At 66.7% G+C, this 16,267-nt stretch carries 14 protein-coding genes; 5 read left to right on the top strand and 9 right to left on the bottom strand.

What is annotated here, in order from left to right; all coding sequences use genetic code 11:
* Together ABZU76_RS50980 and ABZU76_RS50975 are read right to left on the bottom strand one after the other, a co-directional pair.
* Positions 1–272 (bottom strand): aldo/keto reductase (locus tag ABZU76_RS50980; protein WP_354885579.1); only part of this gene is annotated, 272 nt, incomplete at its 3' end.
* A gap of 221 nt (positions 273–493) precedes the next feature.
* On the bottom strand, positions 494–1,522 hold the full coding sequence (locus tag ABZU76_RS50975; protein WP_354885576.1) for an alpha/beta hydrolase: 1,029 nt from the start codon (positions 1,520–1,522) through the stop codon (positions 494–496).
* A gap of 1,020 nt (positions 1,523–2,542) precedes the next feature.
* Between ABZU76_RS50975 and ABZU76_RS50970 the strand changes: the two genes are divergently transcribed.
* Positions 2,543–3,112: a hypothetical protein gene (locus tag ABZU76_RS50970; RefSeq protein WP_354885573.1), complete on the top strand. Its 570-nt coding sequence runs from the start codon at positions 2,543–2,545 to the stop codon at positions 3,110–3,112.
* 127 nt (positions 3,113–3,239) lie between these two features.
* The gene (locus ABZU76_RS50965; protein WP_354885570.1) at positions 3,240–4,061 is read left to right on the top strand and encodes an isocitrate lyase/phosphoenolpyruvate mutase family protein; all 822 of its coding nucleotides are present in this window, start codon (positions 3,240–3,242) and stop codon (positions 4,059–4,061) included.
* Here the strand turns inward: ABZU76_RS50965 and ABZU76_RS50960 are convergent.
* The 4 genes from ABZU76_RS50960 to ABZU76_RS50945 form a co-directional block, all read right to left on the bottom strand.
* Entirely contained in the window at positions 3,944–4,492 is a 549-nt protein-coding gene (locus tag ABZU76_RS50960) for an FAD-binding protein (RefSeq protein WP_354885582.1), read from the bottom strand. The two genes, ABZU76_RS50965 and ABZU76_RS50960, sit on opposite strands and share 118 nt — an antisense overlap.
* 228 nt (positions 4,493–4,720) lie before the next feature.
* A complete protein-coding gene (locus tag ABZU76_RS50955) occupies positions 4,721–5,317 on the bottom strand; it encodes a TetR-like C-terminal domain-containing protein (protein ID WP_354885567.1) in 597 nt (198 codons plus the stop codon).
* A 403-nt stretch (positions 5,318–5,720) separates the two neighbouring features.
* A complete protein-coding gene (locus ABZU76_RS50950; RefSeq protein WP_354885564.1) occupies positions 5,721–6,290 on the bottom strand; it encodes a TetR family transcriptional regulator in 570 nt (189 codons plus the stop codon).
* A gap of 812 nt (positions 6,291–7,102) precedes the next feature.
* Positions 7,103–7,996, bottom strand: a complete 894-nt coding sequence (locus ABZU76_RS50945; protein ID WP_354885561.1) for an alpha/beta hydrolase — start codon at positions 7,994–7,996, stop codon at positions 7,103–7,105.
* A 538-nt stretch (positions 7,997–8,534) separates the two neighbouring features.
* Here ABZU76_RS50945 and ABZU76_RS50940 point away from each other — a divergent pair.
* A complete protein-coding gene (locus ABZU76_RS50940) occupies positions 8,535–8,984 on the top strand; it encodes a nitroreductase family deazaflavin-dependent oxidoreductase (RefSeq protein WP_354885558.1) in 450 nt (149 codons plus the stop codon).
* Between the two features lie 344 nt (positions 8,985–9,328).
* Here ABZU76_RS50940 and ABZU76_RS50935 read toward each other — a convergent pair whose 3' ends face one another.
* Complete coding sequence (locus tag ABZU76_RS50935) at positions 9,329–10,228, bottom strand: HAD family hydrolase (RefSeq protein WP_354885555.1); 900 nt, start codon at positions 10,226–10,228, stop codon at positions 9,329–9,331.
* 22 nt (positions 10,229–10,250) lie between these two features.
* Positions 10,251–11,201, bottom strand: coding sequence for a formylglycine-generating enzyme family protein (locus ABZU76_RS50930; RefSeq protein WP_354885552.1), 951 nt, complete (start codon positions 11,199–11,201; stop codon positions 10,251–10,253).
* A 232-nt stretch (positions 11,202–11,433) separates the two neighbouring features.
* Here ABZU76_RS50930 and ABZU76_RS50925 point away from each other — a divergent pair, with 232 nt between their 5' ends.
* Positions 11,434–13,791 (top strand): arylsulfatase, encoded by a 2,358-nt coding sequence (locus ABZU76_RS50925; RefSeq protein ID WP_354885549.1) that lies wholly within the window; start codon positions 11,434–11,436, stop codon positions 13,789–13,791.
* A gap of 436 nt (positions 13,792–14,227) precedes the next feature.
* Positions 14,228–14,860, top strand: a complete 633-nt coding sequence (locus ABZU76_RS50920) for a GAP family protein (protein ID WP_354885546.1) — start codon at positions 14,228–14,230, stop codon at positions 14,858–14,860.
* A gap of 1,200 nt (positions 14,861–16,060) precedes the next feature.
* Here ABZU76_RS50920 and ABZU76_RS50915 read toward each other — a convergent pair.
* Positions 16,061–16,267 (bottom strand): SDR family oxidoreductase (locus ABZU76_RS50915; protein WP_354885543.1); only part of this gene is annotated, 207 nt, incomplete at its 5' end.

The raw sequence follows: 16,267 nt of genomic DNA, 5'->3' as shown, positions 1-16,267 counted from the left end.
AACGCGCGCAGCGTCTGGTCGTAGCCCTGGTCGCTGTTCCACAGCTTGGTGGTGATGAACAGCTCGTCGGCCGCGATGCCCGACTCGGCGAGCGCCTCGCCGACGGCCGCTTCGTTGCCGTACGCGGTGGCGGTGTCGATGCTGCGGTAGCCGGCGTCGAGTGCGGTTTTGACCGCGGCCTTCGTCTCGGCGGCCGGCACCTGGAAGACGCCGAAGCCGAGCTGCGGCATCTCGACGCCGTTGTTCAACTTGGTGACAGGAACGCTGGTCAACTCAAAAACCCCTTCTGTAGGAACGAACGAAACTCACGGAACAATCGAACTCGCAACCCCACCGCCGACGCGCAGGGCACCACCGGCAGCCTGGTCGGAGGCGACGTAGGTGATGAGGTTCGCGCTGGAGGCGCTGCAGTCGCCACCAGCGCGAACCTACCGACGTAGATGATTCTCGCAGGTTGCCGGGATCGTTGTGGTTCGTCCCTTGGCGGTGAAAGCTACTTCTGCAGGAAGGACTGCAGCAAAGCCGTCACTTCCTCCGGCCTCTCCTGCGTCACGAAGTGGCCCGAACCCTTCAGGACTCGTCCCTCGACGTTCACGGCGTACTCACGCCACTGATCGGGGATGAGTGAACCGAAGGAAAGCTCACCACCGATCGCGAGGATGGGCATCTTCAACTTGCCCTGAGCCAGGAATTCCTTGTTCTGCTGAACATCTGTGCGGATCCCGCGGTATATACTCATGAAGGCCGTTAGGCGGCCTGGCTGCTTCAGGAAGTGGGCGTAGTAGTCGAAGTCCGAATCCGTGAACGGCGACGTATCGCCCGCCACGTACTCCAACATCAAGTCGTGGACGAGGTCGCGCTCGTTACCGGCGATGAGCTTTTCGGCGAGGGGCATCTGGAAGAAGCCGAAGTGCCACGCCGCTGGCTGGGCCGGGTCGGCGTTGAGCACGGGGTAGTGGTACCAGCTCTCATCCGGGATGGTGGCTTCCATCACGGCCATGCTCCGCACTTCCGACCGGAATTGCGCCCCGTAGGCGTAGGCGACCCACTCACCAAGATCGTGGGCGATTACCTGGACGCCCTTGTTGAGGTTGAGCTGCGTCAGCAGCTGATGCACGTCCCTCGCCAGCTGCGCCGTATCATAACCACTCTTGGTGACCTCGGACTCACCAGCGCCACGCATGTCGACGGCGATCACGGTGTGGTTCTTGGAGAGCGGGACCATCTGCTGCCGCCACTCTGACCAATTCTCGGGGAACCCGTGGATCATTACCACAGGCGAACCTTTGCCGCCCCGCACGTAGTGCATACGAAAGCCATTTACTTCCGCGTACTTGGACTGAAAACCGGCAGGCGGTTGAGATTGCGGGTAAGGCGATAGTGACTGCGCCGCCGGGGAGGAATTCCCGTCGTTCTCGTCCCGCGCCGCGGAGCTCGAAGTCGCGGAGATCACGAGCAGTAAGGCCGCCAAAGCCGCAATGAACGTGAAGGGTCTGTTGACCTTTCCTATTTTGATGCCCATCATTCTCCTACTCGGAGTCGGTACTCGTTACGCGTCACCAGACGCACGGAACGATGAAGCGACCCAGTCGGCCATGCACGTTCGTGCTCGGAATCGGCCGGATGGAAACGTGCCGTTGGACCATGCTCCCCCTCACGTCCGTTCGGCTGAAAGCTGGAGCCGGCCGCCGGCCGATACCCCGCTTCAACCCGATCGAGCTACTAGACTGCAACCCGATCGAGTTATGGCTCAGTAGATCGCTTCAGACAGTGAGCGCCTCGGGGTAGCGACTTCTTACCCTCAGAACCTCGGGTAGCCGAGCCGGCTCGCGTCGGCCCCCATCAGTGACTCAGCCCGTCACCGCAAGTAAAACCTGAAGTACGACATCGGTGGTGCAGCCGGCGGACGACCTCGCCGTCCGCCAGCCCGCGCACTCCGCCTCAGGCCGGTTGCGCTTGCCGAAGAGACTCCGCGCTGCGGCGATCTTGCCGACGGCCGCCTCCATGCTCCGGAGCAGCTCGTCGACTGACGCCATCCCACGTCCCCGTTTCTCGCTGGCGATCGGTGCGGGGCATCGCCGGCACGACGTCCTGAACGTCTTCGACGAGCTACTTCGTGACGTGCGAGAGGAACGCCTGCCACGATCCGGCCTCATAGAGGTACCAAACGAAATGATCCGGACAGACCATCGCCAAAGTCCGGCGCAGGACAGTCCACAGTGGACGTGCCCCTTACCACAGTTCGCCGTCCCGGCGAGTTCGGCGATCACGTTCGCCGCGTTGTGGAGCACGTCGACGCCCATGGACTCGACCACCATCTCTCGCAGCTGTTGAGGGCAGTGGGCCCGCCCGCATGGGCAATCGGTGCGGCTCAGAGGTCGTTGGCGTCGGCGGAGACGCAGATCGCCGGTGCCCGACGGGAAATTTCAGAGTTTTCGCCGAACCCCGAAAGATTCCCCCATGGGTTGACACCAATCGAGGTGACGACGGCGGGCCGACGGTACAAGCCGCGGCCCCATGGTGATGGGAGCGTGCCAAGCCAGTGGAGAGCACCGAACGGCGTTTCGACCCTGACGACCCGGAATACTTCATCGCCCAGCTCGCTCGCGACCGCGAAGCCGCGCCCGCTGAGGCGGCCTCGCCGCGGGTCGAGTCGGACGACGCCTGCATCCCCGTTGACAGCGGCCTTTCGGGGAGCACTGCCTTGAACCAGAACATCGCGGACAGCGAGACGATCCTGCGCGGCGTCCTCGACGGCTGGAAGGCCGCCGTCGACAAGCACCAGCCCGACCAGGTCGCCGCCCACTTCACCGACGACGCCATCTTCCAAGGCCTGCACCCCTACAGCGTCGGACGACCCGGCATCGCCGCCTACTACGACTCCCAGCCCCCCGGCCTGACCGCCGACTACCAGGTCCTCGAGACCAGACGCCTCTCCGACGACCTCGTCCTCGCATACCTCAACGTCGACTTCTCCTTCACCGACCGCCCCACGGTCAACGTCTACCTCAGCACCCTGCTGAAACAGACCGCAACCGGCTGGGCCATCGCCTTCTACCAGGTCACCAAGCTCGACCAGCACACCACCAGCGAAGACCCCGACAGCCAGTAACAGACCGGACATCGAGCGAGCGGATATTTGGGCCGGGTGAAAGGACCCCATGGTGGCGGGGGCACGGCGGGGGCCCGGGCTCGCGTCGAACGACCGTCAAACCGCAGAAAGAAGAAGGACCATCACAATGCCTGACACGACTCAACACGCCCGCTACGAACAGTTCCTCGAACTCCATCGCGGCCCCGAGGCGTTCATCATGCCCAACGCCTGGGACGCCCCGTCGGCCCTGCTCTTCCGGGAAGCCGGATTCGCCGCCGTTGCAACCTCCTCGGCGGCCTTCGCGGCGACACTGGGGCGACTCGACGGCATCCACGCCGTCAGCCGCGACAAGCACCTGGCTCATGCCGCGCTCCTCACGTCGGTGAGCGGCCTGCCGATCAACGGTGACTTCGAGGACGGCTACGGCGAGACTCCCGACGACGTCCGGGCGACCGTCGATGCCGCTATCGCCCGTGGCCTGGCCGGCATCGGAATCGAAGACACCACCGGCGACCCCTCCCAGCCGATTCGCGAATTCGACGACGCGGTTCGCCGCATCGAGGCCGCCGCCGCAGCTGCGCACGGACGGATCGTTCTGACCGGCCGTACGGACAACTTCTTATGGGGGATTTCCGACATCGGTGACACCATCCGCCGCCTCTCCGCCTTCGCGGAGGCGGGAGCGGACGTTCTCTACGCACCGAGCCTGCCGGACCGGGCCTCCGTCACCGCAGTCATCAACGCAGTCGCGCCCAAGCCGGTCAACGTCCTCGTCAGCCCCCAGGACACGGCTACCCTCGCAGAACTCCAGACGATCGGTGTCCGCCGGATCAGCCTCGGGGTCGACCCCTACACACACGCCCTCGGAGCAACACAGGCGGCTGCGGCGAAGCTGGCGGAGGGAGACCTGACGGCGCTTGCATCGAATCTCAACTTCGGCCGCATCATCGACCTCATCAAGGATTGACACGGCCACGCAACCGGGCAGCTGCGCACTTGCCTCATGCAGTCAGATCGCGACGTGACCTGTTCTGCTTGCCCGCGTAACTCGCGCGGATACATCCGGGTGAAATTACCCTTGCAACCACGCAGTGCCCAGAACAGGTCGGGCTCGCTCTCGGCAGTCACCGTGCGCAGCTGCCCGTCAGCCGTCACTACGTCCAGGGAATGCACGTGGTCGGCCGCGTAGCCCAGGCTCGGGCCGAGCACTGGGCTTTGCCCTCCGCCCAGCGTGTACCCGGTCACTCCCACGTCCGGCGCCGAACCGCTCAGCGGAGCCAGACCGTGCCGCGCCGCCTCGTCGATGACCTCCGGCCAAATCACACCGGCAGCCACGCGAGCCCTTCGGCGCGCTACGTCGATCGAGATGCCTTTCATCTGTCGCGTCGTGACGAGCACATTGCGAAACTTCACTGTGCATAAGGGACGGCATTGGACGTCTATCGGGCATGAAATTCCTCGACATTAACGCCGCTTGGGCCAGTCTGGCGCGCCGGTAGTGACGACCGACTGGGGCCGAGCCACCTTCGTGCCTGTACCCGCGGCAGTGGCACGGAACCGATCAGGCACTGGCTTGAGGTCCGCCAGGAACGCGGTATCGAACGAAGAATTCTTCACCGCGCATGATTACCTGCCACGCCGCACCGGCGAGGTCGGCCGCCTGTTCATGGTTGTGCGAGCAGCGATCGTTGGCCACAGCACAGCCACTACGTCTTCAGGGATGTCTACGTACCTCTCGCCGCCGTAGTAGTTCGCGAAGTAGGCTCCAAAGCACAACGTCGAGATGGTGTGGACGTCGATACCGGCCCGGACCGCACGACGCTCCTGCAGCTGTGTCAACGCCCTCTCGATGAATCCCACGCGGGGCCGGACCGCGTGCTCGCGCAAGATCTCCATCAGCTCCGGCGTGCGGATGGCCTCGCCGGCGAAGTTTCCCATCAGCACCATGGCGTCAGGGCTGTAGCGAGCGGGGTCGACATGGCGGACGGCTGCTACGAGCGCGTCGCGTGGCTCCAGGTCGTTCAGATCAACGGTGTACAAGTCACCTTGCTTGCGGAAACCGTAGTCGAGGGCATCCACCACCAGGTCAAACTTGTTTCCCCACCGTCGACGCAGCGTGGAGCGGCCGACCTTGGCATCGTCCACGATGTCTTTGATGGTCATCTTGGAGAAGCCGTCCATGACCAGCCGCCTGCGGGTGGCGAGGATGATTGCCTCGTCCAAGGCCGTGTCACGAGGGCGGCCGCCAGTGCCACTGCGTTCTAGTTCGCCCGCGGAGTTCGTCATACGATTGCGCGCTCCAGCTTGCTCGCGTGTGGTCGACCGTGGTCTCGACCTGGCCGCACCCCAGAGTGGTGCGCGGGTCGCGGCCGATCACGAGATGAAGCCAGTTACGCCCCTCTCCTCCATGCTCACCTTCTTGTCGGCGTCAGTCGACGATCGGTTCTTACCGCCGGCTGACGCCAACGCACCGGTTCGATCCAGAAGTAGATCCTCATCCAGGGCAAGTTCTCGCCGAACCCCGAAAGATGCCCATATGCGCTTACGCCCATCGAAGTGACGATGGCAGCCGACGGCACGAGCCGCGGCCTATGATGATGGGAGCGAGCCATGCGCCAGCTCGCGCCTATTCGCTGCGCTCCAGCAACGTCCGCACCGCCGGCCCCGTCAACCGAGCCATGTCCTCCGCCGAAGCGCTCGCCAGCGGATCCTTCCGCGTCACCGCGCGGACCAGGCCGATGCCCAGCAGCCACGCCAACGCGAGGTCGGCGCGGAGGGCCGCATCGGGTTCGTCGGTGAGGGAGGCCAGCGCCTGGCCGTAGGCGTCGCCGAGCTGGTCGCGCAGGGCGGCGCCCGCGCCGTCGATGCCGGTGGAGCGCAGGTAGGTCTCGAGGGAGCGGTCGCGGCGTTCGGAGTTGTCCTTGAGGAGGCTGCGCAGCGTTTCGGCGAAGAGGTGCTCGGGTGGGGTCGCGTCGAGCTGGGCGAAGCCGCCGCGGGTCATCGCGGCTTCGAAGAGGGCTTCTTTGCTGCCGAAGTAGCGGAATAGCAGCGCCTGGTTCGCGCCGGCGCGGCTCGCGATGTCACGCACGGTGGTGCGGTCGAAACCGCGCTCCGCGAACAGTTCTCGGCCGGCGTCGAGCAGCGCCGCTTTCGTGGCCGCGGCGTCCCGTTTCCGGGCGTGCGATTCCGCGGTCATGGCGACTCCCGTTCGGCAGTGGCGATCACCCGGGCCGTACGCATGGCGGCGAGCTGCACACCCAACCACCCGGTCGGCCCCCGGCGCCGTGAACGAGCAGCGTCTCGTTCTCCGCACCTTCGAGCGATTCAGAGAGCACCTGCTCCGCAGTCAGAGCAGGCACCGGGAACGCCGCCGCTGTCTCCCATGCCACATCATGAGGCTCGGACACGACCAACTCGGCGTCGAGATAGTTTTCGAGGCAGCCCAGTTCGATTCCGTCGTACACCTCTCTCGTCCACACTGGTCGTCTTGTCGGCGTCGGCCGACGGTCGGCTCTTACCGCCTGCCGTCTCCTGGCTTCCTCATCCCCTCCGCGCGAGTGTCAGGAACCGCGCCGCCACCGCGGCGAGTACGGCGGCAGCAAGCACGATGAAGCCCGCCGTGAGGAACACCGTCTGCACGGCCACCGATGACACGAGGATCGCGCCGACGCCGGACCCTGCCGCCAGAGCTGGAGTTCGTGACATTCACCGCCGCCGCGGCCTCCGCGGTCTCCGGGGCGCGCCGAGTATCCAGACCAGCGGTCCCGGGCTCACGATTCGCCAGAACTGGCCTCACAACACGAGCAGCGGGTCGGCCAGGGGGCAAGGTGCCCGCGTTCGCCAGCCCGATAGGCATTGCGGTCACCAGGCTCGCCGGGAGCCCCACCACCGTCCCACCCGACGGTAGGCCACGGGCTCGCCCCGAAGCTGTCGGTCGTTTCGGTGCTCGCAGGGTTTGCGTCACTTCGCGAGCCGGTACTGGTCGACTCGGTCGGCACATCCGCTGTGTCAGATCCGATTCAGGTGGTCCCGAATTTTGGCGGCGACGAGTTCGGGACGCTCCTCGGGGAGGTGGTGTCCTGCGTCATCGACCACTTCGACGCGCAGGTCTGCGGCGTGCGGTGTGGCAGCACCCAGCATTGCCGGAGGCGTGAACGGGTCGGCTCCGCCGGCGAGCAAGAGCGTGGGTGGCCGAAGCTTGCGGGTCTCCGCGTGCCGCAGCATCGGGATGAACTCTTTGTACGCGAACTGGTACATGAGCTGTTCACCGGCGCGCGCGATGTCGGGTCGGCGGAGCACGTCCACGTACGCGGCGACAGCGTCGGCCGGCATCGACGCCCGGTCGACGACACCGCGACGCAGCCAGCCACGTGTGAAGGACGGGATGTGCGCCAGGACGAAGCGGCCGACCAAAGGTGTCTCGACGAACGGCGTCCACAGATAGCGCCAGGCGTTGCGGACCATTCGTCGGACATCGAGGTAGGGGTGGAGTTCGTTCAGGGCGACCACGTGGGTGACGCGGTCCGGATCGTCCAGCGCGAGCTGGAAGGCCAGGGCGGCACCACGGTCGTGCCCGACGAGCGCGATCCGGCCCAGCCCCAAAGCGTCGAGCAGTGCCCGCAGATCGTCGACGAGCTCGGCGGTGCGGTAACCACTCCTCGGCGCGTCCGACCAGCCGGCCCCGCGCAGGTCGACCGCGATGAGCCGGTGCGAGTCACTCAGGAGGGGCATGACGTGGCGCCACATGTACCAGTGCTTCGCCCAGCCGTGCAGCAGGAGGACAGGGGATCCGGCACCTGTCTCGGCGACGTGCATGCGCAGCCGCCCCGTGTCGATGTACCGGTGGCGGACACCCGGGACCTGCAGCCCTTCGGGGACACCTCGTGCCGTCGTGTCAGGCACTTCGCGCCTTTGTGCGCTCATTCGTGTCCCCTGCCGGCCGGGTCGGCGACCGTGAGCGGATCGCCGGTGTCGCAGACGAACGCGACCGATCCCAGAGCCGTCCGCGCCTGTCCGCCACCGCACACAGCAGCGGACGAATGACGGATGACAGGCGCCGTTGTGATCATGCCCCCGACACTAGGAGGGAAACAGCCCAAAGGTGGGGCCACTTGCGCCCACTTCTTGGGGGACCAATTACCTGACTCCGGTCACCCCAACCACACTGGCCGGTGGGCGTGTCCAAGCCCGACTCGACACGTGCAGCCGGGTTTCGAGCAGATCGTCCGTGCCGGGGTAGAACTCGTCCATCGAAGAGTACTTCGACATCGCCCCTGAGACCCACATCATCGTCACCGCGAACACCGCGGAAGGGAGTGCCTGCTCTGCGTCGAGCCGCGCGCCGTGAGCACGATGTTGCGAGAAGGCCGGTAAGGACGCGGCGTTCCGCTGCCGCTGTTACCCAGCGTCCGAAGATGTGTGACGACGAAGGGATGGAACGGTGCCTCTCGAGGGCGAGTACGAGCCGAGCCCGGTGAAGTATGTGCGTGATCAGGTGGAGTTGTACGAGAGTTCCGGCGGGACGGAGGGGACCATCTCGCCCGACGTCGGGTTGCCGGTCATCATCCTGACGACACGGGGCGCGAAAAGTGGGAAAATCCGCAAGACGCCACTGATGCGGGTGGCGCATGAGGGGACGTACGTGGTGGTTGCCTCGCAGGGTGGCGCGCCGAAGCATCCGGTGTGGTATTTCAATGTCGAGGCCGACCCACACGTTGAACTGCAGGACGGCCCGGTCCGGCGGGACATGCGGGCGCGTGAGGTCACCGGAGCGGAGAAGGCCGAGTGGTGGGAGCGCGCGGTCGCCGTGTATCCGTCGTACGCGGAGTATCAGAGCAAGACCGACCGGGAGATCCCCGTGTTTGTGCTGGAGCCGGTTGAGGGCAGCTAACCAGTCTCCGCACGGTGATTTCCGGAACAGTCGTGACGGAGCCTTCCAGAGAAGTCCTCGCATGGTTTGTGCGAACTGCGCTGGAGCGGGCAGTCGTGCCTCACGGCCGTTGCGTCCCCTGTTGCCGTATTCGGCCGCGCCGCGACGGGCGCCGGCGCGAGGTCGACAAGGCGTACTCCTCGCGCACGATCTGCGGTGCACGGCCGCGGCCGCTCGGAGCGTTCACCGATTGTGGCGCTGCCCCGCCCCTGTCCGGTCGCGAGCCCGACGGGCATCACCCCGCGGGGTTGACGTCGGCCGAGGACCGGACCGCGCGCAGGAAGCCCAGGAGCAGGCGTAACCGCTCAGAAGACGGTGTGCCAATCGTCGCGGATGCTGATGACGGTCCAGCCGTCCCGGTCGGCCTGTTCGAGGGCCTGTTCGGCGCCGGTGGTGTACGCGAACTCGCGGTCGGGGTCGTCGTGGACAACCAGGAGGCGCAGGGTCGGTTTGTCGGGGTGGTGGGTGAAGCGGAGCATCGGGATGTCGCCGTTGGCGTTGCCCGCCGCCAGCAACGGTCGGCGTCCGGTGCGGCTCCAGATGCGGATGGGCTTCTCCGGGCCGTCGTCGAGGTAGTCCAGGACGGGTTGGTGGCGAATGGTGCCGCCGTGCTCGTCGTCCTCGTAGGACAGTGTCGCGGTGCTACCGATGACCTGCTCGCGCGGCACGCCGTAGACCGCATGGCTGATGGGCCGCATGAAGTCGCGGCCGCCGCCGGAAGCGATGTAGGTGCTGAAGCCGTTGTCCCGCAGGTGTGCCAGGAGCTCGACCATCGGCGCGTAGGCGCACCGCGCATACGACCTGCCCAACGTGGGGTGCTGGGTGTTGGTCAGGAACTCGTTCGCCTGGGCTTCGAAGTCCTCGACGCCGATGTCGGCGTACGCCTCGAGCACTCCGGCGGCCAGAGCGGGGAGCTGAGTGTCGTCACCGGCGTAGTGTGCGGCGACCACTGCGCCGAACCAAGCCAAGTCGTTCTCGTATGCGGCTTTCCAGGGCTGGCGCAAGCGCAGCTCCGGTGTCTCCTTGGCCATGGCCACGAGGCGGCGGAGGATGAAGTCGAGTTGGATCGGGACCGGTTTCTCACACCACAGCGTGCCATCGTTGTCGAATGTCGCCACCCGTTCGTCGGCAGGCACCTCTGCTGCGTGCTCGACGAACTTGGTGATCGCCTTCTTCGCGGCGCCGTCGCGCCAGGTGGTCAGCACGAGACAACCCTCCTTCCGATGGTCAGCGTCGAACCACGCAGCGGAGACCGAGGTGGCACGTGGCGGTGTCGATCGGTTGCGCCATGCGGGCGGCAGGCCGGTAGCGACGGCAGTAGTTCGGCGCGCACAGGTACGAGCCGCCCTTGATCACCCTGCGCGGGACGCGTTCACCGCGTTCGATGCTGCGGTCTCGCGGGCTCGGGCTACAACACGAGCCTGGCGGATCGTCGTGCGCGGAGTACCAGTCCGCGGTCCACTCCCACACGTTGCCGATCATGTCGTAGAGGCCGTATCCGTTCGGCGGGTAGCGCCCGACCGGGGCGGTGCCAAGGTAACCGTCCGCGCCGGTATTCGCGTACGGGAAGGTTCCCTGCCAGGTGTTGGCCATCCACACACCGTCGGGACTGAGCTCGTCGCCCCACGCGTAGGCGGCGCGGTCGATCCCGCCCCGCGCGGCGAGCTCCCACTCCGCCTCCGTGGGGATGTCCTTGCACGCCCAACGCGCGTAGGCCTCGGCGTCCTCCCAAGCCAGGTGCACCACGGGATGATCGGGTCGCTTGCGGACCGAACTGCCCGGGCCAGACGGATGGCGCCAGTCCGCACCGGGCACGTAACGCCACCAGTCGTAGGCATTGCGCAGGTCGACCTCGTGCTGCGGCGCGACGAACACCGACGACGCCGGCACGAGGAGATCCGGCAAGGCGTCTGGGTAATCCACCGGATCGGGTGCCCGCTCGGCGAGCGTGACGTGGCCCGTCGCCCGGACGAAGCGCTCGAAGTCGCGGTTGCGCACCGCGGTGGGGTCGATCCAGAACCCGCCGACCGTCACGTCGTGGACCGGGGCCTCCTCCGGATAGTGGTCGTCGGAGCCCATCGCGAACGTGCGCCCGGCGATCCAAACCATGTCCACGGTCGGGTCGGGCTTCGCGGCCACGGCCTGCCTAAGTCCCTGGCTCGTGTGCGCGGTGGCCATCGGGTGCCCCCTGCCTGCTGTGCGCGACGTCGCCACACGTTCCCAGCGGGCCGGACCACGCTTCATCACCCCTGCCGGGTGACCCGTGCAGATTGATCCATCAAGCGCTTCTCGCTCGTCGTGTGCCGCCCTGTGTGCGGTGTTCACCTGGTGCAGGTGAGGCCGGGCGCCGTCGCGCGATGTCGGATGGTGCGCGCGAGGCCGCCTTCAGCTGCGCGATCTGAGGAGTGACATGACCAACTCGTTTCAGGGCAAGATCAACATCGACATCCGCGACTCGGTTCCCGACTGGGAGCCGTTCGAGCCGCCGCGGGCCGCCGACGGCGCGCCGAACGTGGTCTACATGGTTCTCGACGACGTCGGGTACTCCGCGATGAGCTGTTACGGCGGCGTCATCGAGACCCCGAACATCGATCGCATCGCTGCCGACGGCGTGCGGTTCACGCAGTGGCACACCACCGCGCTGTGCTCACCGACCCGGTCCTGCCTGCTCACCGGCCGCAACCACACCCGCAACGCGATGGCGTGCATCACGGAGGCGGCGATCGGTTTCCCGAACGCCAACGGCACGATCCCGCCGGAGAACGGCATGATCTCCGAAATCCTGGAGGAGCACGGCTGGAACACCTACATCGTCGGCAAATGGCACCTGTGCCCGACCGACGAGATGAACCTCGCCGCGACGCGGCGCAACTGGCCCACTGGCCGCGGATTCCAGCGGTTCTACGGGTTCCTCGGCGCCGAGACGAACCAGTGGTATCCCGACCTCGTGTACGACAACCACCCGGTGGACCAGCCGAAGACTCCCGACGAGGGGTACCACTTCACCGACGACATCACCGACAAGGCGATCGAGTTCATCAAGGACGCCAAGGCGATCGCGCCGGACAAGCCGTTCTTTCTCTACTACGCGCCGGGAGCGTGCCACGCGCCGCACCACGCGCCGCGAGAGTGGATCGAACGATTCGAAGGCCGCTTCGACAGGGGATACGACGCACTGCGCGAAACCGTGCTGGCGCGGCAGAAGGAGCTCGGCATCGTGCCGGCCGACACCGAGCTCCCGCCGATCAACCCGATCGGCACCCCCGAGACCCGCCAGGGCCCGGACGGGCAGCCCTTCCCCCCGCTGGACTACACGAGGCCGTGGGACTCGCTGTCCGACCAGGAAAAGCGCCTCTTCGCGCGGATGGCCGAGGTATACGCGGGCTTCCTCGCCCACGCCGACCACCACATCGGCCGGCTTCTCGACCACCTGGAGGAGACCGGGCAACGGGACAACACGCTCGTCATCCTGGTCTCCGACAACGGCGCCAGCGGCGAAGGCGGCCCCAACGGGTCGGTGAACGAGAACAAACTGTTCAACGGCATCCCCGACGACCTCGACGAGAACCTCGCGATGCTCGACGAGCTGGGCGGTCCGAAGACCTACAACCACTACGCGAACGGCTGGGCGATGGCCTTCAACACGCCGTTCAAGATGTGGAAGCGCTACGAGTTCAACGGCGGCACAGCCGACCCGTGCATCATCTCCTGGCCGTCGGTACTCGGGCACGGCGGCGAGATCCGCCACCAGTACCACCACGCGATCGACCTCGTGCCCACGGTGCTCGACTGCCTGGACCTGCGGGTGCCGGAGGCGATCAAGGGACACACGCAGAGCCCGCTCGACGGGGTGAGCATGCGCTACACCTTCGCCGACCCGTCGGCGCCATCGGCCAGATCCACCCAGTTCTACTCGATGCTCGGCTCGCGCGGAATCTGGCACGACGGCTGGAAAGCCGTGACGACGCACCCGACGATCAGCGGCTGGAGCAACTTCGACGACGACGTGTGGCAGCTCTACCACACCGACGTCGACCGCGCCGAGGTTCACGACCTCGCGGCCGAACAGCCGGACAAGCTCAAGGAGTTGATCGGGCTCTGGTTCGCGGAGGCCGACGCCAACGGTGCGTTCCCGCTCGACGACCGCTCGCCGCTGGAGATCCTCAACACGCCGCGGCCGCAGCTGTCCGCGTCCCGCAGCCGGTACGTCTATTACGCGGATGTCGCGGACGTCCCCGAACAACAGGCGGTCAACATCCGCAACCGGTCGTACTCGATCGGGTCCCTTGTAGACATTCCCGGCAAAGGCGCCGAGGGCGTGCTGTTCGCGCACGGCGCACGGTTCGGCGGGCACGCGCTCTACGTCAAGGACAACCGCCTGCACTACGTCTACAACTTCGTCGGCATGCTGGAGCAGAAGATCGACGGGACCGAGGACCTGCCGGCGGGTGAGAACGTGGTCCTCGCGGCATCGTTCGACAAGGACGGTGAGGACCCGCCCGGCATCGCCACCGGAATACTGTCGCTCTACCACGGCGACCACAAGGTCGGCGAGGGCCGCATCAAGACACAACCCGGCTCGTTCGAACTCGCCGGCGAGGGCCTGTGCGTCGGCCGCGACAGCGGGGCCGCCGTCACCGACGACTACCGGGGACAGCGGCCCCACCGGTTCACCGGCGGCACCATCAAACGGGTCGTGATCGACGTCAGCGGCGACCCCTACGTCGACCAGGAGCGCGAGGCCGAGGCGATGCTCATGCGCGAGTAGCCGGACACCGGTCCGCCGGCGGCGCACCGCCGGCGGACCGGCCCGGGTCAGGACTTGTGACGGTGGGTCGAGGCGTGGTCGAAGCTCGCCGCCTCGACGCCCCGCGCGGCCGAGCAAGTGCGCATCCTGCCGGCCGACGATCATGCCCTGCTCCGCCGGGGAGTCCGGCTCATCCTGGACAACGAGCCCGACCTGACCGTGGTCGCCGAAGCCTGAAACGGCGCGGAAGCAATCGCTGCGGCACGCGCCAAGAAACCGGACCTGGCCAGCCGACGACGAGCCGGATCCTCAACCGTTGAACGCGGCTGCCGCCCGGTCGGACGACCGCCTCAACAGGTAGTTCCGCGCACCCGACACCCCTCTTGGGGTCACCTGCGGTCACCGATGAACCCATCTGGCCGCAACGCACGAGGACATGAGGAGGTGCCAGACGGCGATGTTGTCCGAAGCTGTTCCTGCCGCGTTCGGTGCGGCGATCTACCCGCCGGCCTTGCTGTTCATGGCGTTCCTGCTGGTCAACCCGCACCCCAGGAAGCGGGCGCTGATTTTCCTGGCCGGCGCTGTGGTCATCACCCTCGGCTTCGGCTTCCTCTCGGTGTTCGTGTTGCAGAGCAGCGGAGCCGAGAGCACCAAGCACCGCACGGTGCCGGCCTGGATCGACCTCGTCATCGGCATTGTGTTGGTGGCCTTCGCCCTGGTGGTCTACTTCCGGCCACCGCGTGGGCCGAAGGCGGCCAACAAGCGCCGCGAGCTCGGCGTGATCGGGTTGCTGAGCGTCGGCCTGCTGATGTACACGCCGGCACCGCTGTACCTGGCCGCGCTGCACGCGATCGCCAAGGGGCACGCCGCCCTGTGGGCGACGGTGCTGAGCATCATCCTCGTCGCCGTGATCTACATGCTGTTGATCGAGCTACCGCTCGTCGCCCACGCCATCTGGCCGGAGACGACGATCCGCTGGGTCACCGCCGTGAACGCCTGGCTGGCGAAAAACGGCCGTACCATCATCGTCGTCGTGGCGGCCGGATTCGGCATCTACCTCATCGGCTCGGGCATCGCCCACCTCGTGTGATCGACAGGCGGTCCCATCTCCGCGGCGCCGTGCGCGATCGGACGATGCCCGCAGCACGCGACGAGCCGGCGGCGACCCCGACGGACAGCGGGGCGTCACGGCGTTACACGGACCGGTCTTCCTGCTCGGCGGATCTGCTGGTCACACTTCTCATCCTGCCGCCGAAAGACCCGGCCTCGCTCACGCCCTCCCGACCGTCACCAACGTCATGACCCGAGACAACTAGGTGTTCTGTCAATGCCTTGGTCCAGGTGATCACGGCATGCAGGACAACGACGGAGCGATAGCTGATGGCAAGCTTGTCGTAGCGAGTGGCCAAGCCACACCATTGTTTGAGCAGGGTTTCTGTTTGAGCAGGGTTTCGCCTTCAGCGGTCAACTGTTGCGGGGCCTGTGGCACCCGGGGATCGTCCAGCTCCCCCATCGTCGATCCGACTCCCTCCATGCTGTGGCAGCGCGACGACCGGCGGCTCGTGCTGTCCGGTTGATCGACCACGCCACCTCGCGGCGGCTCGCTGGCGAGCGCCCCGGCCTGGGCCAGCCCCGGCTGACGCCCCGGGTCGTCAGATGGCGAGGCCGACCAGTCCGGCGCTTGCCGCCCACAGCCGCTCGCACCGTTGCGGGTCGGTGGTGTGCGTTTCGGTCCGGACGGGAGCACGGTCGGCGTAGAAGCCCCCGGTCAGCCCTTCGACGCCGGGCGCGGTCGCCAGCCACGCAGGCGTATCCGCTCCGACTTCCGGGCCGGGCAGTTCCCCAGCCTTCCCGGCGCTGGGCTGCGGGCTGGGCGGTCGCAGGCTGCCGTCCTGCTAGGCCTGCATGATGAACTTATGAGTCCTCGGGGGCTCAGCGGTGTGCTGACCTGCGAAAACGCAGCTAAGTCGCGAGCGTCGTGGCGACAATCCGTTGGGTTTGGGCAGATCCCCCGAACGGGCTACCCGAACCATCGGCCAGCGTACGCCTCGAAGCCGGGACTCGGCGTGGCCGAGCCACTCAGCTCCCCGCCGACGTCGACGCGGCAGCGATCATCCCGACAGTGAACCTCGGGCATTAAAGCGTCGAGCCGATGGTCAGCAGCCGCATTCCTTACGATGCTTGGCCAACCAGCCATTTCCTGCCGGCGAGGACGTCGCGCAGGATCGTCTCGCTGTCCGCGGTGTTCTGGTTCATGGTGGTGCTCCGTGGAAGGAGTGGGTGGGCGTGGTCAGTGGCCGGCGCTCATGCCGCCGTCGACGTGGAGGATCTCGCCGGTGACGAACGGCGCGTTCTCCAGATAGACGACCGCCTCGACGACGTCGCGAGTCTCGACCATGCGGCCGACGGGCTGCAGGCCGGCGAGGAACTCGTGGATCTGCGGGTCGTGCATCGGGGTGCGGGTGGTGCCTGGAGCGACGGCGTTGGCCCGGATGCC

Source organism: Amycolatopsis sp. NPDC005232 (assembly GCF_040607795.1).
Taxonomy (GTDB): domain Bacteria; phylum Actinomycetota; class Actinomycetes; order Mycobacteriales; family Pseudonocardiaceae; genus Amycolatopsis.
Note: the sequence above shows the minus strand (reverse complement) of the source record. Positions and strands in the feature narration are given on the sequence as shown.

What these genes read in the sequence shown, in the direction of transcription:
- ABZU76_RS50925 (WP_354885549.1), top strand. Translation starts at nt 11,434, where the DNA reads ATGACCAACTCGTTTCAGGGCAAGATCAACATCGACATCCGCGACTCG.
- ABZU76_RS50920 (WP_354885546.1), top strand. Translation starts at nt 14,228, where the DNA reads ATGTTGTCCGAAGCTGTTCCTGCCGCGTTCGGTGCGGCGATCTACCCG.
- ABZU76_RS50950 (WP_354885564.1), bottom strand. Translation starts at nt 6,290, where the DNA reads ATGACCGCGGAATCGCACGCCCGGAAACGGGACGCCGCGGCCACGAAA.
- ABZU76_RS50965 (WP_354885570.1), top strand. Translation starts at nt 3,240, where the DNA reads ATGCCTGACACGACTCAACACGCCCGCTACGAACAGTTCCTCGAACTC.
- ABZU76_RS50975 (WP_354885576.1), bottom strand. Translation starts at nt 1,522, where the DNA reads ATGGGCATCAAAATAGGAAAGGTCAACAGACCCTTCACGTTCATTGCG.
- ABZU76_RS50930 (WP_354885552.1), bottom strand. Translation starts at nt 11,201, where the DNA reads ATGGCCACCGCGCACACGAGCCAGGGACTTAGGCAGGCCGTGGCCGCG.